At 61.8% G+C, this 24,403-nt stretch carries 20 protein-coding genes and 3 pseudogenes; 19 read left to right on the plus strand and 4 right to left on the minus strand.

What is annotated here, in order from left to right:
* The first annotated feature begins 58 nt into the window (after positions 1-58).
* The 18 genes and pseudogenes from F3Y30_RS05230 (at position 59) to trmB (ending at position 18,663) form a co-directional block, all read left to right on the plus strand.
* A complete protein-coding gene (locus F3Y30_RS05230) occupies positions 59-2,902 on the plus strand; it encodes a [protein-PII] uridylyltransferase (protein WP_246752951.1) in 2,844 nt (947 codons plus the stop codon).
* Positions 2,899-4,482 carry a murein biosynthesis integral membrane protein MurJ gene (murJ, locus tag F3Y30_RS05235; protein ID WP_203425458.1) on the plus strand — a complete coding sequence of 528 codons (1,584 nt, stop codon included), beginning with the start codon at positions 2,899-2,901 and terminating at the stop codon, positions 4,480-4,482. Before F3Y30_RS05230 ends, murJ begins: the two co-directional genes overlap by 4 nt.
* 32 nt (positions 4,483-4,514) lie before the next feature.
* Positions 4,515-4,907, plus strand: a complete 393-nt coding sequence (locus tag F3Y30_RS05240) for a VOC family protein (protein ID WP_203425459.1) — start codon at positions 4,515-4,517, stop codon at positions 4,905-4,907.
* Positions 4,908-5,017: 110 nt separating this feature from the next.
* Complete coding sequence (gene trpS, locus F3Y30_RS05245) at positions 5,018-6,085, plus strand: tryptophan--tRNA ligase (protein WP_203425460.1); 1,068 nt, start codon at positions 5,018-5,020, stop codon at positions 6,083-6,085.
* A 159-nt stretch (positions 6,086-6,244) separates the two neighbouring features.
* Positions 6,245-6,736, plus strand: coding sequence for a universal stress protein (locus tag F3Y30_RS05250; RefSeq protein ID WP_203425461.1), 492 nt, complete (start codon positions 6,245-6,247; stop codon positions 6,734-6,736).
* Positions 6,737-6,870: 134 nt separating this feature from the next.
* The gene (locus F3Y30_RS05255; RefSeq protein ID WP_203425462.1) at positions 6,871-7,437 is read left to right on the plus strand and encodes a NifU family protein; all 567 of its coding nucleotides are present in this window, start codon (positions 6,871-6,873) and stop codon (positions 7,435-7,437) included.
* Between the two features lie 42 nt (positions 7,438-7,479).
* Positions 7,480-8,133 carry a tRNA (adenosine(37)-N6)-threonylcarbamoyltransferase complex dimerization subunit type 1 TsaB gene (tsaB, locus tag F3Y30_RS05260; RefSeq protein WP_203425463.1) on the plus strand — a complete coding sequence of 218 codons (654 nt, stop codon included), beginning with the start codon at positions 7,480-7,482 and terminating at the stop codon, positions 8,131-8,133.
* Between the two features lie 5 nt (positions 8,134-8,138).
* The gene (locus tag F3Y30_RS05265) at positions 8,139-8,633 is read left to right on the plus strand and encodes an N-acetyltransferase (protein WP_203425464.1); all 495 of its coding nucleotides are present in this window, start codon (positions 8,139-8,141) and stop codon (positions 8,631-8,633) included.
* 40 nt (positions 8,634-8,673) lie between these two features.
* Positions 8,674-9,102: a Fur family transcriptional regulator gene (locus F3Y30_RS05270; protein ID WP_203425465.1), complete on the plus strand. Its 429-nt coding sequence runs from the start codon at positions 8,674-8,676 to the stop codon at positions 9,100-9,102.
* A 41-nt stretch (positions 9,103-9,143) separates the two neighbouring features.
* Positions 9,144-9,932, plus strand: a complete 789-nt coding sequence (locus tag F3Y30_RS05275; RefSeq protein ID WP_203425466.1) for a lysophospholipid acyltransferase family protein — start codon at positions 9,144-9,146, stop codon at positions 9,930-9,932.
* 42 nt (positions 9,933-9,974) lie between these two features.
* Positions 9,975-11,405, plus strand: coding sequence for a tRNA (N6-isopentenyl adenosine(37)-C2)-methylthiotransferase MiaB (gene miaB, locus F3Y30_RS05280; RefSeq protein WP_203425467.1), 1,431 nt, complete (start codon positions 9,975-9,977; stop codon positions 11,403-11,405).
* A gap of 4 nt (positions 11,406-11,409) precedes the next feature.
* On the plus strand, positions 11,410-12,465 hold the full coding sequence (locus F3Y30_RS05285; RefSeq protein WP_203425468.1) for a PhoH family protein: 1,056 nt from the start codon (positions 11,410-11,412) through the stop codon (positions 12,463-12,465).
* Between the two features lie 31 nt (positions 12,466-12,496).
* Positions 12,497-13,000, plus strand: a complete 504-nt coding sequence (gene ybeY, locus F3Y30_RS05290) for an rRNA maturation RNase YbeY (protein ID WP_203425469.1) — start codon at positions 12,497-12,499, stop codon at positions 12,998-13,000.
* 12 nt (positions 13,001-13,012) lie between these two features.
* Positions 13,013-14,182, plus strand: a complete 1,170-nt coding sequence (locus tag F3Y30_RS05295; protein ID WP_203425470.1) for a hemolysin family protein — start codon at positions 13,013-13,015, stop codon at positions 14,180-14,182.
* A 201-nt stretch (positions 14,183-14,383) separates the two neighbouring features.
* A pseudogene (lnt, locus tag F3Y30_RS26580) lies at positions 14,384-15,967 on the plus strand (apolipoprotein N-acyltransferase).
* A gap of 142 nt (positions 15,968-16,109) precedes the next feature.
* Positions 16,110-16,529, plus strand: a complete 420-nt coding sequence (locus F3Y30_RS05305) for a helix-turn-helix domain-containing protein (protein ID WP_203425471.1) — start codon at positions 16,110-16,112, stop codon at positions 16,527-16,529.
* 186 nt (positions 16,530-16,715) lie between these two features.
* On the plus strand, positions 16,716-17,954 hold the full coding sequence (gene metK / locus F3Y30_RS05310) for a methionine adenosyltransferase (protein ID WP_203425472.1): 1,239 nt from the start codon (positions 16,716-16,718) through the stop codon (positions 17,952-17,954).
* 10 nt (positions 17,955-17,964) lie between these two features.
* Entirely contained in the window at positions 17,965-18,663 is a 699-nt protein-coding gene (gene trmB, locus F3Y30_RS05315) for a tRNA (guanosine(46)-N7)-methyltransferase TrmB (RefSeq protein ID WP_203425473.1), read from the plus strand.
* Between the two features lie 176 nt (positions 18,664-18,839).
* On the opposite strand, the gene F3Y30_RS05320 is transcribed toward trmB, so the two are convergent.
* Together F3Y30_RS05320 and F3Y30_RS05325 are read right to left on the minus strand one after the other, a co-directional pair.
* Positions 18,840-19,097, minus strand: a complete 258-nt coding sequence (locus tag F3Y30_RS05320) for a DUF1150 family protein (RefSeq protein ID WP_203425474.1) — start codon at positions 19,095-19,097, stop codon at positions 18,840-18,842.
* 135 nt (positions 19,098-19,232) lie between these two features.
* Positions 19,233-19,661 carry an Hsp20 family protein gene (locus F3Y30_RS05325; protein ID WP_203425475.1) on the minus strand — a complete coding sequence of 143 codons (429 nt, stop codon included), beginning with the start codon at positions 19,659-19,661 and terminating at the stop codon, positions 19,233-19,235.
* Between the two features lie 191 nt (positions 19,662-19,852).
* On the opposite strand from F3Y30_RS05325, the pseudogene F3Y30_RS05330 reads away from it, so the two are divergent.
* Positions 19,853-20,796: pseudogene (locus F3Y30_RS05330) on the plus strand (nucleoside hydrolase).
* Between the two features lie 80 nt (positions 20,797-20,876).
* On the opposite strand, the pseudogene F3Y30_RS05335 reads toward F3Y30_RS05330, so the two are convergent.
* Positions 20,877-23,215: pseudogene (locus F3Y30_RS05335) on the minus strand (methyl-accepting chemotaxis protein).
* 257 nt (positions 23,216-23,472) lie between these two features.
* Positions 23,473-24,372 (minus strand): ribokinase, encoded by a 900-nt coding sequence (locus tag F3Y30_RS05340; RefSeq protein ID WP_203425476.1) that lies wholly within the window; start codon positions 24,370-24,372, stop codon positions 23,473-23,475.
* Positions 24,373-24,403 lie beyond the last annotated feature (31 nt).

A 24,403-nucleotide genomic window follows, 5' to 3' on the forward strand; every position in this document is an offset into this window, starting at 1 on the left:
GCGCATGCGGACTGAGCGCGCGATCGACGACTACAGGCAGGACACGGGCCGGAATTCTATGGAGCATACCTTACCGGCACCGGACCAATCGGGCCTGCTGCAAGTCGCCGCTTTGCGTGCGCAATGCGAGTTCATCGCGAGCGCTCACGCCGATCATCGCGACCAGATGCGCCAGGCGCTTCTCGCTGCCTTCAAGAAGGCGAACCAGGAGGGACGCGAGCGCGCCAAGGAACTGCTTTTCCAGGACGGAAGCGGGCTTGCCTGCGCGGCACGCATTTCCTGGCTGCAGGATCAGCTGATCAGCGTGCTGCACGATTTTGCGCTCAACCATGTCTTCAGCGCGGCGATGGCTCCTGCGGAAAGCCGCATAACGGTAACGGCCGTGGGTGGCTACGGGCGCGGAACCCTGGCACCCGGTTCCGATATCGACCTGCTTTTCCTGCTGCCCGCGAAACCCGCTCCCTGGAGCGAGCCTGCGATCGAATTCATCCTCTACATCCTGTGGGACCTCGGCTTTAAGGTCGGCCATGCCACCCGGGATATCGACGAGTGCATCCGGCTGTCGAAGAGCGACATGACGATCCGCACCGCGATCCTGGAGGCGCGCTATCTCTGCGGCTCGCAGCCGCTGTTCGACGAGCTGGGCGTCCGCTTCGACCGTGAAATCGTGAAGAACACCGGCCCGGAGTTCATTGCGGCCAAGCTCGCCGAACGCGACGAGCGGCACCGCAAGTCCGGAGACACCCGCTATCTGGTGGAGCCCAACGTGAAGGAAGGCAAGGGCGGCTTGCGCGACCTTCACACGCTCTTCTGGATCGCCAAGTACTACTATCACATCAAGGATCCCGCCGATCTCGTCAGGCTCGGCGTGCTGTCCAAGCAGGAATACAAGCTGTTCATGAAGTCGGAAGACTTCCTCTGGGCGGTGCGTTGCCACATGCATTTCCTGACGGGCAAGCCCGAAGAGCGGCTCTCCTTCGACATCCAGCGGGAGATCGCGGAGTGCCTGGGCTATCATGCGCACCCCGGCCTTTCCGCCGTCGAACGTTTCATGAAGCACTACTTCCTCGTTGCGAAGGATGTGGGTGACCTCACCCGTATCTTCTGCGCCACGCTGGAAGACCAGCAGGCCAAGGAGGCGCCCGGGATCGTCGGCGTCATCAGCCGCTTCAGGAAGCGCAACCGCAAGATTGCCGGCACGCTCGATTTCGTCGAGGACCGCGGCCGCATAACGATCACCGATCCGGACGTCTTCCGTCGCGATCCGGTGAACCTGATCCGCCTGTTCCATATCGCCGATCTCTACGGGCTCGAGTTTCACCCCGATGCACTGAAGCAGGTCACCCGGTCCCTCAAGCTGATCAAGCCCGCAGTGCGGGAAGATGCCGAGGCCAACCGCCTGTTCCTTTCGATCTTGACCTCTCCGCGCGATCCGGCGCTCATTCTGCGCAGGATGAACGAATCCGGCGTGCTCGGACGCTTCATTCCCGAATTTGGCAAGATCGTCGCGATGATGCAGTTCAACATGTATCATCACTACACTGTCGACGAGCATCTGATCCGCACCGTGGGCGTGCTGTCCGATATCGATCAGGGCCGCGAGAAGACGGCCCACCCGCTCGCCTACCAGCTGATGCCGCATATCGAGGACCGCGTATCCCTCTACGTGGCCGTTTTGCTGCACGACATTGCCAAGGGCCGTCCGGAGGATCACTCCACGGCCGGCGCGCGGGTGGCGCGCAAGCTGTGCCCGCGCTTCGGCCTCACCCCCAAGCAGACCGAACTGGTCGTGTGGCTCATCGAGCAGCACCTCACCATGTCTCTGGTCGCCCAGACGCGCGACCTCAACGATCGAAAGACGATCCTGGATTTCGCCGACAAGGTGCAGTCGCTTGAGCGACTGAAGATGCTGCTGATCCTCACCGTCTGCGATATCCGTGCCGTGGGACCCGGCGTGTGGAACGGCTGGAAGGGCCAGTTGTTGCGCACCCTCTACTACGAAACCGAGCTGGTAATTTCCGGCGGCTTCTCCGAAGTCTCGCGCAAGGAGCGGGCAGCCTTCGCGCGCGAAACGCTCTACAACGCACTCGGCGACTGGAGCCAGAAGGACCGCAAGACCTATTCACGCCTGCACTACGAGCCCTATCTGCTGACCGTCTCGCTGGAAGACCAGGTCAGGCACCAGAATTTCATCCGGGCGACGGACAAGGCGGGCCAGACGCTGGCAACCATGGTGCGCACGGATTCCTTCCACGCGATCACCGAAATCACGGTCCTGTCGCCGGACCATCCCCGGCTGCTCGCTGTCATCGCCGGCGCCTGCGCCGCTGCCGGCGCAAACATCGTCGACGCGCAGATCTTCACGACGTCAGATGGAAGGGCGCTGGATACGATCCTGGTCACGCGCGAGTTCCAGGATGATGCCGATGAGACCCGTCGGGCCGGAACGATCGGCAAGATGATCGAGGACGTGCTTTCGGGCCGCAAGCGGCTGCCGGAAGTGATCGCCACCCGTGCCAAGGGGCGCAAGCGCCCCAAGGCGTTCAACGTACCGCCCGCTGTGATCATCAGCAATACGCTGTCCAACAAGTTCACGGTCATCGAGATCGAGTGCCTCGACCGTCCGGGCCTGCTCTCCGAAGTAACAGCGGTCCTCTCTGATCTCTCGCTCGATATCACCTCGGCGCACATCACCACCTTCGGTGAGAAGGTGATCGACACCTTCTACGTGACCGATCTCCTCGGCCACAAGGTCACCAACGAGAACCGCCAGGGCAACATTGCCGCGCGGCTGAAAGCCGTCATGGCGAATGAAGCGGACGAAGTGCGTGACCGCATGCCGTCCGGCATGATCGCGCCGGTCGTCCAGCCCGCGCAGAGAAAGCCGAAAGTCGAACAATGAGCCTTGTCAGGAAATTCGCTACCGTCGGCGGAGCGACGCTCGGCAGCCGCGTGCTCGGCTTTGCCCGCGAGACACTGATGGCTGCAGCCCTCGGCACGGGGCCGATGGCAGACGCTTTCTACGCCGCCTTCCGCTTTCCCAACCTCTTTCGCCGCCTGTTTGCAGAGGGCGCCTTCAACGCTGCCTTCGTGCCGCTCTTTGCCAAGGAGATCGAGGAACACGGTGTCGCCGGGGCAAAGCGGTTCTCGGAAGAGGTCTTCGGCGTTCTCTTCACCGTGCTCCTGGTCATCACGATCGTGATGGAACTGGCGATGCCGTGGATCGTCTCCTGGATCATCGCGCCGGGCTTCGTCGGCGACGCGGAGAAGTTCAACGTCACCGTCGAACTCGCAATCGTGATGTTCCCGTACCTGATGTGCATGTCGCTGACCGCGATGCTGTCAGGCATGCTGAACTCGCTCCATCACTATTTCGCCGCTGCGATCGCGCCGGTCTTCCTCAATCTGCTGCTGATCGGTGCGTTGGGCCTTGCTCTGCTCACCGGCGCATCGCCGCTCGAAACGGCGTGGCTGCTCTCCTGGGGCGTTTTCTGGGCGGGTCTCCTGCAGATGGCGGTTCTCTATATCGGTGTCCGCCATGCCGGTATGCGGATCGGTTTCCGGCGCCCCCGCTTCACCCCGAACGTCAAGCGGCTTCTCTGGCTCGCGCTTCCCGCAGCCGTCACCGGCGGGATTACGCAGATCAACCAGCTGATCGGCCAGATGATCGCATCCACGAAGGATGGTGCGATCTCGGCGCTGCAATATGCCGACCGGGTCTATCAGTTGCCGCTCGGCGTCGTCGGCATTGCGGTCGGCGTGGTTCTGCTGCCGGAACTCGCGCGCGCGCTCAAGGGAGGGCACGCCACCGAGGCCGCCAACCTGCAGAACCGCTCGATGGAGTTCGTACTCTTCCTCACCCTGCCGGCCGCGGCTGCGCTCTGGGTGATTTCGGACGAGATCGTTCGGGTCCTCTACGAGCGCGGTGCCTTCTCTGTCGAGACCACGGCCGTCGTCGCCGGAACTCTTGCGATCTATGGCCTTGGCCTTCCCGGCTTCGTGATGATCAAGGCGCTGACCCCAGGCTTCTTTGCGCGGGAGGACACCAAGACGCCGATGCGCATCACGATGCTGTCGGTCGTCGTCAACTGCGCGCTTGCGGTCTCGCTCTTTCCGTTCTTCTTCGAGCGCGGCATTGCGACGGCGGAAGCCGTTTCAGGCTGGCTGACGGCGATATGTCTCTTCGTGCTTCTCGTGCGTCGGGGACACTGGCAATTCGAAAAGACACTCGCGTCCAGGATCGCTCGCCTCGTCATCGCTTCGGTCATCATGGGAATCGCATTGAACTATGCTTCGGACGAGATGGCGCCCTGGCTGGCGTCGACCTCGCCGCTTTTCAATCAGCTGGTCGCGCTCTTTGGGCTGATCGCGCTCTCCATGGTTATCTATTTCGGCGTTGCCTTCCTCATCGGCGGTGCGGACCTCGGCATGATAAGGCGGAACATGAACCGCAAGCCGCCACCCGGTCCCAGCCCTCTTTGAGTTGAGCACCCTCCACCTTGGGGAGAAGCACCGTGCAGCAGATGATCGCCTTGGTGACGCTTGTCGTCCCGGACTATGACGCCGCCATCAAGTTCTATTGCGAGGCTCTCGGCTTCGATCTCGTCGAGGACAGCAAGATGCCTGAAGGCAAGAGATGGGTCGTGGTGCGGCCGGCGGGCGCCGGCGGCACGGGGCTGCTCCTCGCTCAAGCCAGTGACGAGCGGCAGCGGTCCGCGATCGGCAATCAGACGGGCGGCCGCGTCGGCTTCTTCCTGCATACCGACGACTTCGATCGCGACCATGCAGCCTTCACCGCAGCCGGCGTCCACTTCCGCGAGACGCCCCGCGTCGAGCGCTACGGCAAGGTAGCCGTCCTGGAGGATCCCTTCGGCAACACCTGGGATCTTCTGGAGCCTCGGCCCTGACGGACAGCCGGCAACACCCGGCATCCCCCTTGATCGAGACCCCGCTGGCGTGCATAAGCGCGCCGATATCAATCGGGGCCAGGCCCTCCACCAGCCTGAATGGGAACATCATGGCCGAATTCCAGCCGCTCGTCTTTTCCGGCGTACAGCCGACGGGAAATCTTCACCTCGGAAACTATCTCGGCGCGATCCGCAAGTTTGTGGCGCTGCAGGCCGAGCACGACTGCATTTACTGCGTCGTTGACCTGCATGCGATCACCGCTCAGCTGGTGCACGATGACATGCGCAGCCAGACGCGCTCGATTGCAGCCGCGTTTATCGCCTCGGGCATCGACCCGAAAGAGCACATCGTCTTCAACCAGTCGGCTGTTCCCCAGCATGCGGAACTCGCCTGGATCTTCAATTGCGTCGCGCGCATCGGCTGGATGGAGCGGATGACGCAGTTCAAGGACAAGGCCGGCGGCAAGAACGCCGAACAGGTATCGCTCGGGCTGCTCGCCTATCCGAGCCTGATGGCCGCCGACATCCTCGTCTACCGTGCCACGCACGTACCCGTCGGTGACGACCAGAAGCAGCATCTGGAGCTCGCGCGCGACATTGCCCAGAAGTTCAACATCGACTTCATGGAGCATATCCGCCGCGAGGGCAGTGGTGTCGACATCATGGTCGGAGATGAGCCGGTGCATGCCTATTTCCCGATGGTGGAACCGCTGATCGGCGGTCCGGCACCGCGCGTGATGTCGCTGAGGGACGGCACGAAGAAGATGTCGAAGTCAGATGCTTCCGACCTGTCCCGGATCAACCTTCTCGACGATGCCGACACCGTCTCCAAGAAGGTCCGCAAGGCCAAGACCGATCCGGATGCGTTGCCGAGCGAGACCGATGGGCTGAAGGGCCGCCCCGAAGCCGAAAACCTCGTCGGCATCTACGCCGCCCTTTCCGACAAGACGAAGGAAGATGTGCTCCGCGAATTCGGCGGCCAGCAGTTCTCCGTCTTCAAGCCGGCGCTCGTCGAACTTGCGGTCCATGTTCTCAGCCCGATCAGCGAGGAAATGCGCCGTCTTCTCGACGATACGACCCACCTGGACGCCATCCTGCGCGACGGCGGAGAGAGGGCGCGCGCACGTGCGGAAAAAACGATGGACCAAGTCCGCGACATCGTTGGTTTTCTCCGATAGGGCTAATTCCAAACGTCGAGAATTGGTATAATCTCACCCGGAAGTTCCGGGTGAGCCTTGTTGCAAGTCCCGAACGCCCGGGATGCAAAGCATGCTCGACGTGGCAGGCGGCCCGTTCTTGACGCTCCGTGCCCGGTAAGCAAAGCGAAAAGGCATTTCATGGTTTCTCGACGACTTTCGCGCCTAGAGGGGCACCGCCGCAAGTTTCTTGCGGTCATCGACGATACGCCCGAGTGCCAGCGTGCCGTGCGCTATGCGGGAAGTCGCGCCAAGAACTCCAACGGCAGCGTCGTGCTCCTTTTCGTGATTGACAACGGCGACTTCCAGCAATGGCTCGGTGTCGAGGAGATCATGCGGGCGGAAGCGCGCGAAGAGGCCGAGGCGGTACTCGCCAAGGCCGCGCAGACGTTGCGCGAGACGATTGGGATCGAGCCCGAGACGGTTATCCGTGAAGGCATTGCGACGGAACAGATCAATGGTCTGATCGAGGAGGACCGGGACATCGCGATCCTTGTCCTCGCGGCGGGGTCTGCAAAGGAAGGACCCGGCCCCCTAGTTTCGTCGCTTGCCGTGCGCGGCTCGGCCTTTCCAATCCCGGTGACGGTGATCCCGGAAGCGCTGACGGACGAGGAAATCGACGCGCTGAGCTGATGAGGTTGCACCACGGCGGGGGCGCTGGAAGACTTGCAGCTTTGGTCTTGAACGGGCAACCGGAAAGGCCTATTTTCTTTTGAACTGTTCTAAAATGGCGCCGGAGACTATTTGTCGGCTGCACGGAGAAAGAAATGTTTATCCAGACCGAAGCCACGCCGAACCCGGCGACGCTGAAATTCCTGCCCGGCAAGGTCGTTCTTGACCAGGGCACGGCGGAGTTCCGTGACGAGACGGAGGCGGCAGCCGGTTCGCCGCTTGCCGCGAGGCTCTTTTCCGTACCCGGTGTGACAGGTGTATTCTTCGGCTACGACTTCATCACGGTCACCAAGGAAGGCGCCGACTGGCAGCACCTGAAGCCTGCGATCCTCGGCACGATCATGGAGCATTTCATGTCCGGACAGCCGGTGCTTGCCAACAGCAGCTTCGGCGACGAAACCCCGGAAGGCGAGTTCTTCGACGAGGGTGACGAGACGATCGTCGCAACGATCAAGGAACTCCTGGATACGCGCGTCCGTCCGGCCGTTGCGCAGGATGGTGGCGACATCACCTTCAAGGGTTACCGCGACGGTACCGTGTACCTGAACATGAAGGGTGCCTGCAGCGGATGCCCGTCCTCGACGGCAACCCTGAAGCATGGCGTCCAGAATCTTCTGCGTCATTTCGTTCCGGAAGTGCAGGAAGTCGAAGCCGTCGTATAGCGAGCATAGTCCGGGCGGCTCGATGTCCCGGCGGGAATATTCATGATCATACTCGGCATCGACACTTCCGGGACGGGATGTTTCGCCTGTGTCTATGACAGCCTCTCCGACAGCATGATGGGTGAGGCCGGGGCGGATATCGGCCGCGGCCATGCCGAAAGGCTGATGGATTTCATCGACGAGGCGCTCCATGCGTGCGGCAAGTCCCTGTCTGATATCGAGCGCGTCGCCGTGACTGTTGGCCCCGGCTCCTTCACCGGGATACGCGTGGGTGTCGCCGTGGCAAGGGGACTGGCCCTTTCGCTCGGTGTGCCCACCGTAGGCATCACGACGCTTGCGGCTCTCGCCCACGAATACGCTCCGCAGCATGGCGGCGAGGCCTTTCTCGTGGCGATCGATGCCAAGCGTGATGAGATCTATTGCCAGACCTTCTCGGGGGATGGTTTGGTAGGCAGCGAACCGCACATTCGCTCCGTGGAGGAAGCGTGCCGCCTTGCCGGTGAGCTCGGGGGACGGGTGACAGGATCAGGTACGGTTCATCTGGGGAGAACCGAAATGGCGACTGACAGTTTTTCGATTGGAACCGTTGCGCGTCTTGGTGCGACAGCAGATCCGGCTTCCGCACCCGCGAAGCCGCTGTACCTGCGCGGTCCGGATGCCAAGCCTCAGGCCGGTTTCGCTGTGTCGAGGGTCTGATTGCGGTGGCTCTGACCGATTACTTCATCCGTAAACCGACCTTTGATGTCTTTCCTCTCGAAATGGAGGATCTCGGGCTTGCGGCTGCCATCCACCGGACCCGCTTCGTTCGCGCCTGGAGTGACGGCGAATTTCATTCACTGTTGTCGCAGGAGCCGGTCTTCGGCTTCGTTGCCCTCAAGGTGAACGCGGCCTCCAGGTCCGGCGGCGGCTTCGTGCTTGCAAGGGCAGCAGCCGGCGAGGCCGAAATCCTGACGATCGCCGTCGATCCGCGCTTCGAGCGTGCCGGTCTTGGCTGGCGGCTGATGCAGGCTGCTCTTCGGGAAGCACGCATGCGTGGGGCCGAAGCGATCTTCCTGGAAGTCGACGAGGGCAATGCGCCGGCACGCCGCCTTTACGAGAAGCTTGGCTTCGCGAAAGTGGGTGAACGCAAGGCCTATTATGGGGATGCGGCGAGTGGTCGCTCTGCGGCGCTTGTCATGAAGCTTGATCTTCGCTAGTTCCGGTCGAGAATATCGATTGCGACGGGGACCGGGGCTGATGGCCGATCTCGAAAAAACGTTGGAAGAGCTTTGCGTCGAGCGCGGTATGCGCATGACGGAGCAACGCCGCGTGATCGCGCGCGTTCTGGAAGAGTCTGCCGACCACCCTGATGTGGAGGAACTCTACCGTCGCTCTTCCGCAGTGGACGCGCGGATCTCCATTTCCACGGTCTACCGGACGGTGAAGCTCTTCGAGGATGCCGGCATCATCGAGCGTCACGACTTCCGCGATGGACGCTCGCGGTATGAAACGGTCCCGGAAGAACACCACGATCATCTGATCGATCTCAAGCATGGTACGGTGATCGAATTCCACTCCCCGGAGATCGAGGCGCTTCAGGAAAAGATCGCCAGGGAACATGGTTTCAAGCTGGTGGACCATCGCCTCGAACTCTACGGCGTTCCCCTCAAAAAGGACGAGGAGTGAGGCACAGGTTCCAGCCTCCTCCGTTCGCGCGAGGGTGACGCTTGATCGCGTGGATTCGCATCTTCCTCGTGCTTGCCTCCCTGGCGCTCGTGACATTCGTGCTGCTTCCCGTGCAGATCGCCGCCCTGGCGTTCGACTGGCGTCTGCGGCGCTACATTCCACGCCTCTGGCATCGCGCCGCCTGCCGGCTCGTCGGCATACGGGTAAGGGCGCATGGACGACCGGAGACGCGAAGACCGCTCCTGCTCGCCTCCAACCACGTGTCTTGGAAGGACATCCTCGTCCTCGGTGCTGTTGCCGACGTCGTCTACATTGCCAAGGCGGAAGTGAGGGGATGGCCCGTCTTCGGGATTCTTGCGCGGCTTCAGGCCACCATTTTCGTGGAACGCGAACAGAAGCGGAAGACCGGCGAAAAGGTGGATGAAATCGGCCGCCGCCTGAGCGACGGCGAGATTGTCGTGCTGTTTCCGGAAGGGACCACTTCCGACGGCAATCGCCTGCTCGAAGTGAAAACCTCGCTCTTCGGCGCGGCCGCTTCCGCGGCCGCGATGACGGCGGATGGTATCGTTCACATCCAGCCCGTGGCGATCTCCTATACCGGCATTCACGGCATGGCCATGGGACGCTATCACCGGCCCCTTGCAGGCTGGCCCGGTGACATTCCTCTCGGAAGTCATCTGCTGGCGATTCTCAAGGAGGGCGCGATCGAGGTGGACGTCGATTTCGGCGAGAGGATCGACTATCGACGCGACAGCAATCGCAAGGCAATCAGCCGGGAGGTGGAGGCCGCGATCCGCCGGATGCTTTCGAGCCGCCTTCGCGGACGCTGAAAGGGCTTCATTTTCCGGGCTTTTTGCACTATGGAAGCGCCAATGAGCCACGATACTGCAACTCTCGACGCCACATCCGCATCCGCATCCGCGCCGGAAGCCGCGAAGCCCCGCAAGGTCTTCGTAAAGACCTACGGCTGTCAGATGAACGTCTACGACAGTGACCGGATGACGGACGCCCTGTCCAAGGACGGCTATGAGGCGACGGAAACGCTGGAGGAGGCCGATCTGGTGCTCCTCAATACCTGTCATATCCGTGAGAAGGCGGCGGAGAAGGTCTATTCCGAGCTCGGCCGCCTGCGCGACATGAAGAAGGCGCGTGCGAAGGACGGACGCGAAATGGTCATCGGGATTACCGGCTGTGTTGCGCAGGCGGAAGGAGCTGAAATCCTTCGCCGTGCTCCCGCCGTCGATCTGGTGATCGGCCCCCAGACCTATCACCGGCTCCCCGACGCGGTGAAGCGCGCGAAGCGGGGCGAACGGGTCATCGAGACGGATTACGCCATCGAGGATAAGTTCGAGCATCTGCCTGCGCCGGAGAAGGCACGCACCCGCCTGCGCGGCGTGACGGCCTTCCTGACTGTGCAGGAAGGGTGTGACAAGTTCTGCACCTTCTGCGTCGTACCCTATACGCGCGGGTCGGAGGTTTCCCGGCCGGTTGCTCAGATCGTCTCCGAGGCCGAAAAACTCGTCGATGGCGGCGTACGCGAAATCACCCTTCTCGGCCAGAACGTCAATGCGTGGCACGGCACCGGACCGGATGGCACGGAATGGGGTCTCGGGGATCTGCTTGCACGCCTCTCTGAGATCGAGGGCCTTGCGCGCCTGCGCTATACGACGAGCCATCCTCGCGACATGGATGACAGCTTGATCGAGGCGCACCGCAATCTGCCCAAGCTCATGCCGTATCTGCATCTTCCGGTGCAATCCGGATCCGATCGCATCCTCAAGGCGATGAATCGTCGGCACACCGCCGCGGAATACATTGCGCTCATCGAGCGCATCAGGGCCGTGCAGCCGGACATCGCAATATCGGGCGATTTCATCGTCGGTTTTCCCGGTGAGACCGACGACGACTTCGAAGATACCCTGCGCGTGATAGAGGCCGTGGGTTATGCACAGGCATTTTCGTTCAAGTATTCCATCCGTCCGGGCACTCCTGGCGCCGAGATGGATGGTCACATTGCGGAAAATGTGAAGGCGGAACGTCTTGAAAAACTGCAGGCTTTGCTGTTCCGTCAGCAGAACGCCTTTGCGGAAGCCTGTGTCGGCAAGGAAATCGATCTCCTTCTCGAGAAACCGGGACGGATGCCGGGACAGCTCGTAGGGCGTTCGCCGTGGTTGCAGCCTGTGAATGTTGATGCAAACGGCTGCGAAATCGGTGACATTATCAAGGTACGAATCACCGGTACCGGTCGCAACAGCCTCTTCGCCGAGGCAATTGGCTGGCGGGCGGACCTCAAGGGAGCATGACCGCTTGAACGGACACGAATTGATGACTTCGTCACCGCGCCAGTCGAAGAAGACAACGACAGACGTTAATCACTTCGTGCTCACCTTTGAGAACAACCGATACGCCAGTGAGCTTTTCGGACAGTTCGACCAGAACCTGAAGCTGATTGAGCAGCGCCTGAACATCGATGCGAGGGCCCGGGGCAACTCCGTTGCGCTCTCCGGCGATTTCACCGCCACGAACCAGGCTCGTCGCGCGCTCGACTATCTCTACGGCCGGCTCCAGAGTGGCGGCTCCGTGGACGCGTCGGATGTGGAAGGAGCCATCCGGATGGCCGTCGCCGCGGACGATCAGCTTTCCCTTCCGACGATGGAGCGCAAGGCCAAACTCTCGATGGCCCAGATTTCTACTCGCAAGAAGACCATTGCGGCACGCACGCCGACGCAGGACGCCTATATCCGGGCGCTGGAGCGCTCAGAGCTCGTGTTCGGCGTGGGGCCGGCAGGTACCGGCAAGACCTATCTCGCGGTGGCGCACGCCGCGCAATTGCTGGAGCGTGGCCTCGTCGACCGCATCGTTCTTTCACGCCCAGCGGTCGAAGCCGGCGAGCGGCTTGGGTTCCTTCCGGGCGACATGAAGGAAAAGGTCGATCCCTACCTGCGGCCGCTCTATGACGCTCTCTACGACATGATGCCCGGCGACAAGGTCGAGCGCGCCATAACTGCCGGCGTCATCGAAATCGCGCCGCTGGCCTTCATGCGCGGTCGTACCCTTGCCAACGCTGCCGTTATCCTCGACGAGGCGCAGAACACGACCTCGATGCAGATGAAGATGTTCCTGACCCGCTTGGGTGAGAACGGCCGCATGATCGTCACGGGCGACCCGAGCCAAGTTGACCTGCCGCGCGGCGTCAAGTCCGGTCTTGTCGAGGCGCTTCAGATCCTCCGCGGTGTCGAGGGGGTCTCGGTCGTGCGCTTCAAGGATGTCGACGTCGTACGCCATCCCATGGTGGCACGGATCGTCAAGGCCTACGAATCCCACACCGCCGTCCAGGACGAAAGCGAGATCATGGACCGCTAGGGCAACGCTTGCCCGGCCGCTCCGAAAGAAGATGAGCGAAATCGATATACAGATCAGCGTCGAGGAGGGTCCGTGGCCCTCCGAGGACGACCTTCTCGTAATGAGTGAGCGCGTACTTTTCGCGGCGGCGGAATTTCTTGCCAAGGAGGAAGGGCAGCCCTTCCCGGATACGGAGCCGGAGCTTTCCCTCGTCTTCACGTCAGATGAGGAGATCCGCGCAATCAACGCCGAGTGGAGGAACCAGGACAAGCCGACCAACGTGCTTTCGTTCCCGGCGTTCCCCGTCGTGCCTGGAAAAATGCCCGGGCCCATGCTCGGCGACATCATTCTCGCCTACGAAACGCTTGAGCGCGAAGCGGCCGAATTGGGCAAGACGTTTGACGCGCATTTGACGCATCTTCTTGTCCATGGATTTCTGCACCTCTTCGGTTATGATCATATGGAGACGGAAGAGGCAGAAAAAATGGAAGGGCTGGAGACTCGCATTTTGGCGCGGCTTGGCCTATCTGATCCCTACGGGGATGACCCGGTTTGATAGAACGGAACAATGAGCGATTTCAGAAGCCGGCCTGAACAGGCTGAGGCAGGTGAGGCGGAAGCCTCAGGACAGGACGAGGCGGGCAGTCCTCAGAAGCCGGAAACTGGTGGAAGACCGGCAAGTTCTTTTTGGGCTCGTGCTGCGCGCATCTGGCGCAGTTCAGGCGGGTCCAGCCTTCGCAAGGACATTGCGGAAGCACTGCTGAGTGACGAAGGCGAAGACACCGCCTTCCTGCCCGAGGAGCGGGCAATGCTCCACAATATCCTCCGCTTCCGCGAGGTCCGCGTTGAGGATGTGATGGTGCCGCGCGCCGATATCGAGGCGGTGGACCAGGATATTTCCATCGGTGAACTGATGGTGATCTTCGAGGAGTCCGGCCGCTCGCGAATGCCGGTCTACTGCGACAGCCTCGATGACCCGCGCGGCATGGTCCATATCCGCGACCTTCTCTCCTACGTGACCAAGCAGGCGCGCAACAAGCGCCGCACCACGCCTGCGAAGACCAGTGCCGCGACCAAGAACGGCGCTGCCGCGCAGCCGGCAGCTGACAAGGCGCAGAAGCCCCAGAAGGCCGAGTTCGATCTCGGGCGCGTTGATCTCGCCAAATCGGTGCTCGATGCGGGCATCATCCGCAAGGTCCTGTTCGTGCCGCCGTCCATGCTTGCCGCCGACCTGATGGCGCGCATGCAGGCGGACCGCACCCAGATGGCGCTCGTCATCGACGAGTATGGCGGCACCGACGGCCTGGCCTCGCTCGAGGATATTGTCGAGACGGTCGTCGGTAATATCGAAGACGAGCACGACGACGACGAGGCCATGATCACCAGGGTGTCGGACGATGTGTTCATCGCGGACGCCCGGGTTGAGCTTGAAGAGCTGGCGGAAACGATTGGACCGGACTTCGACATTCGCGAGCAATTGGAGGATGCCGATACGCTCGGCGGCCTCATCTTCGCATCGCTCGGCCGCATTCCGGCGCGCGGCGAGGTGGTCCAGGCCCTGCCGGGCTTCGAGTTCCACGTGCTCGATGCCGATCCTCGCCGGGTCAAGCGGGTGCGCATCATCCGCAAGCGCGCCGTGACGCGCCGCCGCCCGCAGAAGGTAGAGGCGGAACTCGATCCGGCGGCGGCCGCTGGGGGAGTTCGCATCGAACCGGTCGAGCAGCTTCGGGATCAGTAAATCCTTCCCATAAGATGTCGCCAAGGCCTGCATCGACGGAAGTCGGTGCGGGCCTTTTCTCACTCGCGCGCTGGAGGCGGGTGGGGTGGCGTCGCCTGGGTCCGCGTCGGTTGCGATACCCAGAGGGAGGGGGACAAAGTGTCTGTTTTTTGGAAGACTTGGTGCCGCTGATTCGGGCACAGATCTCAGGAAAGGAATGGCATGGAGCGGCTTGCGGGCAAGGTCATCCTGTTGTCAGGAGCAAGGCGGGCGGCCGTGGCATTTCTCGCCGGGCTGTTCGGCGTTCTTGCCCTGCCGCCATTCGGGTTTTTTGCCTGTCTCTTCGTGTCTTTCACCCTGCTTGTCTGGCTCCTTGATGGCGCCACCGCCGATCCCGAGGCTGGCTTCCTGGGTCGCCTGGCTCCACCCTTCTGGGTCGGCTGGTTCTTCGGGTTCGGCTATTTCCTGGGTGGGCTCTGGTGGCTTGGCAATGCGCTCCTCGTCGAGGCGGACGAGTTCGCCTGGGCGCTTCCGCTTGCCGTCCTCGGGCTTCCGGCATTCCTCGCTCTCTACTACGGTCTCGCCGCGGCCTTTGCCCGCCTTTTGTGGTCGGACGGCGTCGGTCGCATCGCGGCCCTCGCACTCGGCTTTTGCCTTGCGGAGTGGCTTCGCGGAACGCTCTTCACCGGGTTCCCGTGGAATGCGGTTGCCTATGGGGCAATGCCCTTTCCGCTGCTCATGCAGTCGGTGAAGCTGATCGGGATCGACGGTATCAATCTGCTTGCCGTCTTCGTCTTCGCCATGCCGGCTCTGCTTGGCACTGGCAAGGGTCTGCGCATCGGCATGCCCATTGCCGCGCTTCTCCTGGTCGGACATGTCGGCTACGGCGTTTACAGTCTCTACTTCGTCCCGTCCCGCCACCGGGCGGTCCCGTCGTGCGACTGGTGCAGCCGATGATCGACCAGGCGATGAAGCTCGATGACAAGGCACGCACGGAGATTTTCGAAAAGCATCTGGCGCTGACCGCCGCTCCGCCGCCTGGACAGAAGAAGCCTGATATCATCGTCTGGCCGGAAACGTCGATTCCGTTCATCCTCACCGACAATCCCGACGCCCTGCAGCGCATTGCCGATGTCCTCGAGGACAACCAGGTGCTGATTGCGGGTGCAGTGCGGACCGAGAGCACAGGCGCCGGCAAGGCGCCGCGCTACTACAATTCCATTTACGTCATCGACGGCAAGGGCAGATCACCGGTGCGGCGGACAAGGTTCACCTTGTTCCTTTCGGCGAATACATGCCGTTCGGGGAAATCTTCAGAAGCTGGGGATAGACGCTGTCGCGGCCATGCCGGGCGGGTTCTCAGGAGGGCCGAGCCATCAACTGCTGACACTGCCGGACGGACTGAGCTTTTATCCACTGATCTGCTACGAGGCCATCTTCCCGACAGAAATCGCAAATAGCGTGAGCGGCGTCGATGCGTTGCTGAACGTGACCAACGATGGCTGGTTCGGAAATACCCCTGGACCCTATCAGCACTTTCAGCAGGCGCAGGTCACGGCGGTCGCAAAACAGGTGCCGATGATTCGTGGCGCGAACAATGGAATCTCGGCGATTGTGGACGCTAAAGGTCAAGTTATATTAGGGATGCCTTATAATAGCAATGGCTTTATTGATGCAACCATTGCGGGAAAAAACGTAACGTTTCATGATAGACTGTCACAAAACCTGTGGTTTTGGTTCTGTGTCTCCATGGTTTTTCTTCTGGCACTCTTTTCTCGCGCTGGTTTTATATTCGGCAGGAATTGACCGAAAACCCCTAAAATTGCATAGTGCACTTTACCGGCATGTTTTAGCTATAATGATGGCCTTAAAGTTGCGCTGCAAGCATGGCAATTTGGTCTCATGGTCGCTTCCGGGGACTGGGGCATTCGCGCGTTAGGACACTTTGATGATTGAGAATAAGAAAAAGCCGAACCCGATCGATATACACGTCGGGAGCCGGATTCGCCTCCGCCGGACGATGCTTGGCATGAGCCAGGAGAAGCTGGGCGAGAGCCTGGGGATCACGTTCCAGCAGATTCAAAAATATGAGAAGGGTACGAACCGTGTAGGCGCCAGCCGCCTCCAGAACATCTCAAGCATTCTGAATGTTCCGGTATCGTTCTTCTTCGAGGATGCGCCCGGCGAAAGCTCGGGAGGTCCCAACGGGATGGCGGAAGCCTCCAGTTCGAACTACGTGGTCGACTTCCTGTCTTCTTCGGAAGGGCTTCAGCTCAATCGCGCATTCGTAAAGATCGCCGACCCGAAGGTGCGACGCAAGTTGGTCGACCTGGTCAAGACGCTCGCGGCGGAAGCCGACGCGGAATAGTGTTAAAGTCAGGCGACGCCTGACGCCTTGAAGGCGGTCCCTCGGGGCCGCCTTTTTTTGTTCCGTGTTTGCATCGGCTCTGGACCGAAGATAGATATAAACATATATTTATGTCCTTGTGTGCTTGTTTTTCAGTGGTGAACTGGTAACAACGCCGATGTCATCTTCATTGAGGGGAATTCCCGTATGCGCAGCAGCTATCTCTTCACCAGCGAATCCGTGGCAGAGGGGCATCCAGACAAGGTTTGCGACAGAATCTCGGACGAAATCGTCGATCTCGTTTACCGTGAGGCCGCCAAGACCAAGTTCGATCCCTGGTCTGTGCGCATCGCCTGCGAGACGCTGGCCACGACCAACCGTGTCGTCATTGCCGGCGAAGTCCGCCTGCCGCCGAGCCTGATGAAAAAGGACAAGAACGGCAACGACGTCATCAATCCCGCGAGATTCAAGGCTGCCGCGCGCAAGGCTATCAAGGATATCGGCTACGAACAGGATGGCTTCCACTGGAAGAACGCCAAGGTCGATGTTCTCCTCCACGCCCAGTCGGCCGACATTGCGCAGGGTGTCGACAACGCTGCAGACCAGCAGGGCGACGAGGGTGCGGGCGACCAGGGCATCATGTTCGGTTATGCCTGCCGCGAAACCACGGATCTCATGCCGGCGCCGATCTACTATTCGCACCGCATCCTTCAGCTCCTCGCCGCCGCGCGCAAGCAGGGTGAGGGCGATGCCGGAAAGCTCGGTCCCGATGCCAAGAGCCAGGTGACCGTGCGCTATGCCGACGGCAAGCCTGCCGACGTTGCCTCGATCGTTCTTTCGACCCAGCATCTCGACGACAGCTGGGACTCGGCCAAGGTGCGTGCAGTCGTGGAGCCCTACATCCGTGAGGCGCTGAACGGCCTTCCCATCGCCGATGACTGCAAGTGGTACATCAATCCCACCGGCAAGTTCGTGATCGGCGGCCCCGATGGCGACGCGGGCCTGACCGGCCGCAAGATCATCGTCGACACCTATGGTGGCGCAGCACCCCACGGCGGTGGCGCGTTTTCGGGCAAGGACACCACGAAGGTCGACCGTTCGGCGGCCTATGCGGCGCGCTATCTCGCCAAGAACGTGGTTGCCGCGAACCTCGCCGATCGCTGCACGATCCAGCTCTCCTACGCCATTGGCGTTGCTCAGCCCCTGTCGGTCTATGTCGATCTGCACGGAACCGGCACGGTCACCGAGGACGAGGTGGAAGCAGCCATCCGCAAGGTCATGGACTTGTCGCCCTCCGGCATTCGCCGCCACCTCGACCTCAACAAGCCGATCTATGCCAAGACCTCGGCCTACGGTCATTTCGGCCGCAAGTCCGGTCGGGACGGCTCCTTCTCCTGGGAGAAGCTGGACCTGGTGAAGCCCCTGAAGGAAGCCCTGAGGGCGTGAGGGTCTGACAATGGAGAGCGAGCGCCGTACAAGGGCGACCGAGGCCTTCTTCGGTCGCCGCAAGGGAAAGCCCCTGCGTGATTTGCAGGCACAGCGTCTGGAAAACCTCCTGCCGCGGTTTAAGGTGGATCTCTCCGTACCTGCCCCGGCAGAGATAGGCTCGCTCTTCGACTTCGATCCTGCGCGCATCCGGCTGGAAATCGGCTTCGGCGGCGGCGAGCATCTGATTCACCGGGCTCTCGAAAACCCGTCCACGGCCTTCATCGGCGTGGAGCCTTTCGTCAATTCGATGGCAAAGCTCGTCGGTCGTGTTGAAGAGACCGGCGCGCTGAACATCAGGCTCTACGACGATGACGCGACCGAACTGTTGGACTGGCTGCCGGAGGGATCGCTCGACCAGATCGATCTCCTGTATCCCGATCCCTGGCCCAAGCGTAAGCACTGGAAGCGCCGCTTCGTCTCGAAGGTCAATCTGGATCGCTTCGCGCGCGTCCTGAAGCCAGGCGGTTCCTTTTGCTTCGCCTCCGATATCGATACGTATGTGAACTGGACGCTTCTTCACTGCGGCGCTCATCCCGCCTTCGAATGGACGGCGGAGAATGCCGCCGACTGGCTGACGCCTTTCGAGGGCTGGCCCAGCACGCGCTATGAGGCGAAGGCGAAGAGGGAAGGGCGAAAGTCTGCCTACCTGACGTTCAGAAGGCGCTAGGGCGACCGACGGCTCTCAAGCTCGGGAACGGTCCCGCAAGAAAACATGCGTGGAACAACGGCTTGAAGCGTGGGTAGCGCGCCGATCGTTTAGCGATACGCATCAAGGCAGCATCGTCGCGGCGCGCCCCCGGTCATTTTTCCGCACCCATTCCGATGTGCGGATCCCGCGCACGATTAGTGCAGGCTTACGGTGCGCAGGTCGTCTTCGGCCGCCTTGAAGAAGGTGCTCGAGCGATTGTCGGTCAGGAGAATTGGCGTGCCGTCGGCACCAAAGAGCGCCCAAAGATCCAGGGCCGGATCAATTTCGGGAGCCTCGGGGAAGCAGCGGGATACCTCGTCGGCGCGCATCTTGCGAATGTAGCCGACTTCGCCTGCGCCGAGATGCGCAAGGTCCGCCTTCGTGACGACAGGAGAGAGAGCTTTAAGGCCCATGATTGCCTCCATGGCATGCCGGGTTGAAACCGGCTCAAACGCACGCTCGCGGTCACCATGACCGGTCGATACGTCCGGTATTCAGTTTGTGTGTGTGGTGTCCGAGGGGCGAAGCCCGCAGAAACGGCACATGGACTAGTCTGGTACGGAAATGTTAATTTTCTTTACCATGCGCTCCGGTTCCGGGCGCACGAGGTCGACGGCGAGAAGTCCGTTCTTCAGGTGGGCACCCAAAACTTGCATGCCGTCGGCAAGCACGAACAGTCGCTGGAACTGCCGTGCAGCGATGCCGCGGTAAAGAAAATCCCGTTCGCCGTTCTCGATCTGGCGACCGCGGATGATGAGCTGGTTCTCCTCGGTGGTGATCTCCAGCTCGTCCTCGGAGAAACCGGCGACGGCAAGCGTTATGCGGAGGCGCTCGGGCGCACCCGCGCCATCGGAATGCAGACGCTCGATGTTGTAGGGCGGATAGCCGTCATTGCTCTTGGCAATGCGCTCCAGCGTCTTCTCCATGGCGTCGAAGCCCAGGAGCATAGGGCTCGTGAATGGTGTCATGCGGCTCATATTTGTGTGCAGTCCTTGCTCTCAAGCGACCATGCCGGGACCTGGCTGGCAGCACCCCGACAGCGCCAATATGGGGACTGTGGCGGTTTCGTGCAAGGCGCTTGCTAAAGGAGAATTGGCAAATATAGTCGCCGCTTTGCTACGGCGCGGACAGGTGTTCGCGCCGCATATACAAAGGCAGGGAGACATGCATGCCGGAGCCTAGAAAAATCATAATCGACACGGACCCCGGACAGGATGACGCTGCGGCAATTCTGCTTGCTCTCGCAAGCCCGGACGACGTCGAAGTCCTGGGCATCACCACCGTCGCAGGCAATGTTCCCCTGGCGCTCACGTCCCGCAACGCCCGTATCATCTGCGAACTGGGCGGCAGGCCGGATCTCAAGGTATTTGCCGGAGCCGACAAGCCGCTCGCGCGCCCGCTGGTGACGGCCGAGCACGTTCACGGCAAGACAGGCCTGGACGGCCCGAGCTCGACGAGCCGGTCATGGCGTTGCAGGAGCAGCACGCTGTCGACTTCATCGTGGAGACGCTTCTGCGAGAGCCCCCGAAGAGCGTCACGCTCTGCACGCTCGGTCCGCTGACCAACGTGGCGCTCGCGCTGCGCAAGGCGCCCGAGATCGCCGGCCGCGTCCGTGAACTCATCATGATGGGCGGCGGGTTCTTTGAAGGTGGCAACATCACACCCGCGGCCGAGTTCAACATCTACGTCGATCCCGAGGCCGCGGATGCGACCTTCAGATCGGGCATTCCGATCGTGATGATGCCGCTCGATGTCACCCACAAGGTCTTGACCTTCAAGGAGCGTGTGGAGCGGATCCGCAAGATCGGTACGAAGCCCGCGCTGGCGCTTGCCGAAATGCTGGAGTTCTTCGAGCGTTTCGACATCGAGAAGTACGGTTCGGACGGCGGGCCGTTGCATGATCCCACTGTCGTCGCCTACCTGTTGAGGCCGGAACTCTTCAACGGACGGGATTGCAATGTCGAAGTGGAGATCAGCTCACCGCTGACGCTCGGCATGACGGTGGTCGACTGGTGGCAGGTCACGGGCAGAACGCCGAATGCGAAGGTCATCAAGGACGTAAATGCCCAGGGCTTCTTCGATCTCCTGACGGAACGTCTGCACCGCCTCTGAGTATCCGTCGCTCGTACATGTCGACAAATGAAAACGGCGCCCGAGGGCGCCGTTGATGTTTTGGTCCGTGCGTTCCGTTCTCAAAACTCTTCCCAGTCGTCATGCGCGAGCGCCGTATTGCCTGCCACCTGCGGGATGGAGCGGGCAGGGGCGGCGACCGGACGGGCTGCCGGAGCGGGAGCCGGTCTGTAGGTCTGACGCTGCGGCTGGGCCTGTACGGGCTGGGCAAAGTGCTGGGCGCCTGATCCTGCGCGGAAGCGGGAGACGAGCGACTTCAGGAGCTTTGCTTCCTCGTTCAGCGTCATGCTTGCGGCCGTCGTCTGCTCGACCATTGCCGCGTTCTGCTGGGTGACCTGGTCCATCTGGTTGACGGCGGAGTTGATCTCCTTGAGGCCAACGGCCTGTTCGGAAGCGGAGCCGGAGATCTGGCGGATCAGGTTGTTGATCTGCATGACCTGCTCGGCGATCTTCTGGAGCGCCGTGCCTGCCCTTCCGACGAGGTCCACGCCTTCGCGTACCTGGACTTCGGACGTGTTGATCAGACCCTTGATCTCCTTGGCGGCATTGGCGGAGCGCTGTGCCAGTTCGCGCACTTCCTGGGCAACGACCGCGAAGCCCTTGCCTGCCTCGCCCGCCCGGGCAGCCTCGACGCCTGCGTTGAGAGCGAGCAGGTTCGTCTGGAAGGCGATCTCGTCGATGACACCGATGATGCGGCTGATATCGAGCGAGGACTGCTCGATGCCGTGCATGGCGGCGATCGCCTTCTGCACCACTTCGCCGGAGCGCTCCGCATCCGTGCTTGCAGCTTCTACCGACTGAGCCGCGACGCGCGCATTCTCGGCGCTCGAGTTGACCTGCGAGGTCAGCTGGTCGAGAGCGGCGGCCGTTTCCTCGAGGCTTGCGGCCTGCTGTTCCGTCCGGTGCGACAGGTCGTTGGCGCCGCTCGAGATTTCGCTCGTGCCGTTGCCGATGTTGCCGACCGACTGGTTGACCGTCTGGATCGTCTCTTCAAGGCTCGTCATTGCCGAGTTGAAGTCCGTCTTGATCTTGGCGTAGTCACCGGGAATTCACCCGACAGGCGGAACGCGAGATTGCCCGAGGAGAGTTCCGAGAGACCTTCTGCAAGCCGCGCAACGATATCGCGCTGGAGAGCGGCTGCAGATGTACGTTCGGCTTCCGCCTTGGCACGCTCGGCTTCCGTCAGCTGGCGCTGGCCTTCGGCTTCGCCCTCGAGACGTACGGCGTCGGCCAGCTTGTGGCGGAAGCCTTCAAGCGCACGAGCAACCGCACCGGTTTCATCCTGGTTTTGCTGGCCGCTGACCGCTTCGCCGTAGCTTCCGGCGCTCAGCTTGTTCACGTCACGAATGAGCTGGCCGAGCGGCAGTTTTACGTTGTTGCGAACGGCGAAGTAGAGTGCACCCATGACCGCAAGCAGGACAAGCAGTCCGCCGGCGACCATCATCAACGTCTGTTCGGTGAGTGGCCCGCTGACGGCGCTGTGCGGAATGTCGACGGATACCAGCCAGGTGGTGTTGAGGCCAGGGACAGCGAACGGATAGATCAGGCGGTCGTACGCGCCGACTTTGTCGCTGACGAGATCATTGATCGTGACCGGCGCGGAAGTCGAAGCGGCGTTCTTGACCAGGTCGGTGCCGATATCCGCGTAGTCCTTCATGAGAAGATCGTTCGAAGGTGCCACCAGCCACTTGGCAGACTGGGTGAGAAGCAGCACGCGGCCGCTTTCGAAGGGGTGGAGCGCCTGAAGCTTGTCGGACAGCGCCTTCAGCGAAATGTCCACGCCGGTGACGCCGATCATCTTGCCGCCCGAGTTTACGGGGAAGGCAATCGAGCTCATGGCTACATTCTCGCCGGTCTCGGTAGCAACATAGGGCTGCGTGATCGCGCCTTGTCCGCTTGCCGCGGCCAGGGCGTACCACTCCGCCTTGTAGTCCGATGTGAAGGCCGAGAACGAGATCCCGGTCTTGCTCTTCGTCCAGTAGGGGTTGAATGCGCCGTTCTTGTCCGCGCCGAACTCCAGCTTTCCGGCCAGTTCAGGCGACTTGCCGTCAAAGGCGTTTGGCGCTTCCGAAAACCAGCTGCCGAATGCGAACTCGTTGAGCTCGACATTGGCCTTGAGGAGCTCGATGGTCGCCTTGCGATCGAAGAACCCACCTGCATGGCCATGGGACAGGATGCCGGACATCGAACGCGCAGCGCTGGCAAGCTCGCCCACGGACGCGGAAATGTCGTTCGCGATGGCCTTCGCCTCGGTCTGGGCGACGTTCATCGTAAGCGAATGAATCCGGTCCCGGCTCTGCGAAATCAGGAAGTAGTTCGATACGACGAGCACCAGCGCAATGGCGGCGCCGCTGATCAGCATCAGCTTGGCAGCGATCGATTTGAAGGAAAACTTGAGCATTGAATGCCTCGCACGAAGGGGTGGCGCGGAAGCGCGCATTCGGGTGACGGGTCGTGGGGAGGTCCCATCATGGGACAAGGGCGTCGCGCGGCGCAGTCCGCCGCGTTCCCGAAGCCGGGATGACGCCTACAATGGCACAATCGATAAGCCCAATTCGTTAACAATGAGGCAATGCGAATGGCGATAGTCGTCCGTCATCGGCGGCAGGCGGCATCGGCCTCCGCGACCGGGGAGTTCCGACGTGCAGCGATGCTCTTTTAGAGGCTGCGGTCCACTTCCGCCGCAAGCGGAATCGATGGCTGGGCTCCACGCTTGAGGCAGGCAAGCGAGCCCGCCACGGCGGCACGCCGCAATGCTTCCGGGAGCGCTAATCCGGCGTCCAGGGAGGCGACCATATAGCCGCAGAACGTATCGCCAGCCGAGACCGTGTCGACCGGCTCGATGACCAGCCCCTTGGCACGATGGAGCTGCCCGCCGCTGATCGCAACGACACCTTCCGCACCCAGCGTGACGATCAGTGTCTGGCCGCTCTTTGCGTGCAACTCGCTCATTGCCTTCTCGCGCTCGCTGGCCGACAGGTCCTCGCGTCCGGCGAACAACTCGAACTCCGTCTCATTGGCCACGAGAATATCGGCCATGGCGCCCAGTCTTCGCGCGTCGGGCGTCAGCGGAGCAAGGTTGATCACGGACGTCACGCCCTTTGTGCGGGCCTCCGTCAGCGCCGCCTCCACGGCCGCTGCCGGCACCTCCAGTTGCAGCATCAGGAAATCGCCGCCGTTCATGGATGCGATCGCCTCGCGGGCATCGTCGGCACTGACGGTGCCATTGGCACCGGGCACCACCACGATGACGTTCTCCCCGTCGCCCCCGACGAGAATGTGCGCGGTACCGGTCGGCTCCGGCGAGGTCTTCACGAGAGAGAGATCGGTACCGGCACCCTCCAGCAGGGCCAGCGCATCGCCGGCAAAGCCGTCGCTCCCCACAGCGCCCGCCATGCGTACCTGGGCGCCGGCGCGTCGTGCAGCGAGCGCCTGGTTTGCCCCCTTGCCACCGGCCGCGGTGCTGAAGCTGCCGCCGGCAACCGTTTCCCCGGGCTTCGGCAGGCGCTCGGTCGTGGCGATGAGGTCCATGTTGATGGATCCGAAAACAGTGATCATCTTGGTGTGTCCGTCCCTTTGGTTTGCTGGG

Origin of the sequence: Sinorhizobium sp. BG8 (assembly GCF_016864555.1) — a bacterium.
Taxonomy (GTDB): Bacteria; Pseudomonadota; Alphaproteobacteria; order Rhizobiales; family Rhizobiaceae; genus BG8.

Bases quoted from the DNA above. Each gene is read 5' to 3' on its own strand.
- F3Y30_RS05230 (WP_246752951.1), top strand. From the start codon at position 59: ATGGAGCATACCTTACCGGCACCGGACCAATCGGGCCTGCTGCAAGTC.
- murJ (WP_203425458.1), top strand. From the start codon at position 2,899: ATGAGCCTTGTCAGGAAATTCGCTACCGTCGGCGGAGCGACGCTCGGC.
- trpS (WP_203425460.1), top strand. From the start codon at position 5,018: ATGGCCGAATTCCAGCCGCTCGTCTTTTCCGGCGTACAGCCGACGGGA.
- F3Y30_RS05250 (WP_203425461.1), top strand. From the start codon at position 6,245: ATGGTTTCTCGACGACTTTCGCGCCTAGAGGGGCACCGCCGCAAGTTT.
- F3Y30_RS05255 (WP_203425462.1), top strand. From the start codon at position 6,871: ATGTTTATCCAGACCGAAGCCACGCCGAACCCGGCGACGCTGAAATTC.
- tsaB (WP_203425463.1), top strand. From the start codon at position 7,480: ATGATCATACTCGGCATCGACACTTCCGGGACGGGATGTTTCGCCTGT.
- F3Y30_RS05270 (WP_203425465.1), top strand. From the start codon at position 8,674: ATGGCCGATCTCGAAAAAACGTTGGAAGAGCTTTGCGTCGAGCGCGGT.
- miaB (WP_203425467.1), top strand. From the start codon at position 9,975: ATGAGCCACGATACTGCAACTCTCGACGCCACATCCGCATCCGCATCC.
- ybeY (WP_203425469.1), top strand. From the start codon at position 12,497: ATGAGCGAAATCGATATACAGATCAGCGTCGAGGAGGGTCCGTGGCCC.
- F3Y30_RS05295 (WP_203425470.1), top strand. From the start codon at position 13,013: ATGAGCGATTTCAGAAGCCGGCCTGAACAGGCTGAGGCAGGTGAGGCG.
- F3Y30_RS05305 (WP_203425471.1), top strand. From the start codon at position 16,110: ATGATTGAGAATAAGAAAAAGCCGAACCCGATCGATATACACGTCGGG.
- metK (WP_203425472.1), top strand. From the start codon at position 16,716: ATGCGCAGCAGCTATCTCTTCACCAGCGAATCCGTGGCAGAGGGGCAT.
- trmB (WP_203425473.1), top strand. From the start codon at position 17,965: ATGGAGAGCGAGCGCCGTACAAGGGCGACCGAGGCCTTCTTCGGTCGC.
- F3Y30_RS05320 (WP_203425474.1), bottom strand. From the start codon at position 19,097: ATGGGCCTTAAAGCTCTCTCTCCTGTCGTCACGAAGGCGGACCTTGCG.
- F3Y30_RS05325 (WP_203425475.1), bottom strand. From the start codon at position 19,661: ATGAGCCGCATGACACCATTCACGAGCCCTATGCTCCTGGGCTTCGAC.
- F3Y30_RS05340 (WP_203425476.1), bottom strand. From the start codon at position 24,372: ATGATCACTGTTTTCGGATCCATCAACATGGACCTCATCGCCACGACC.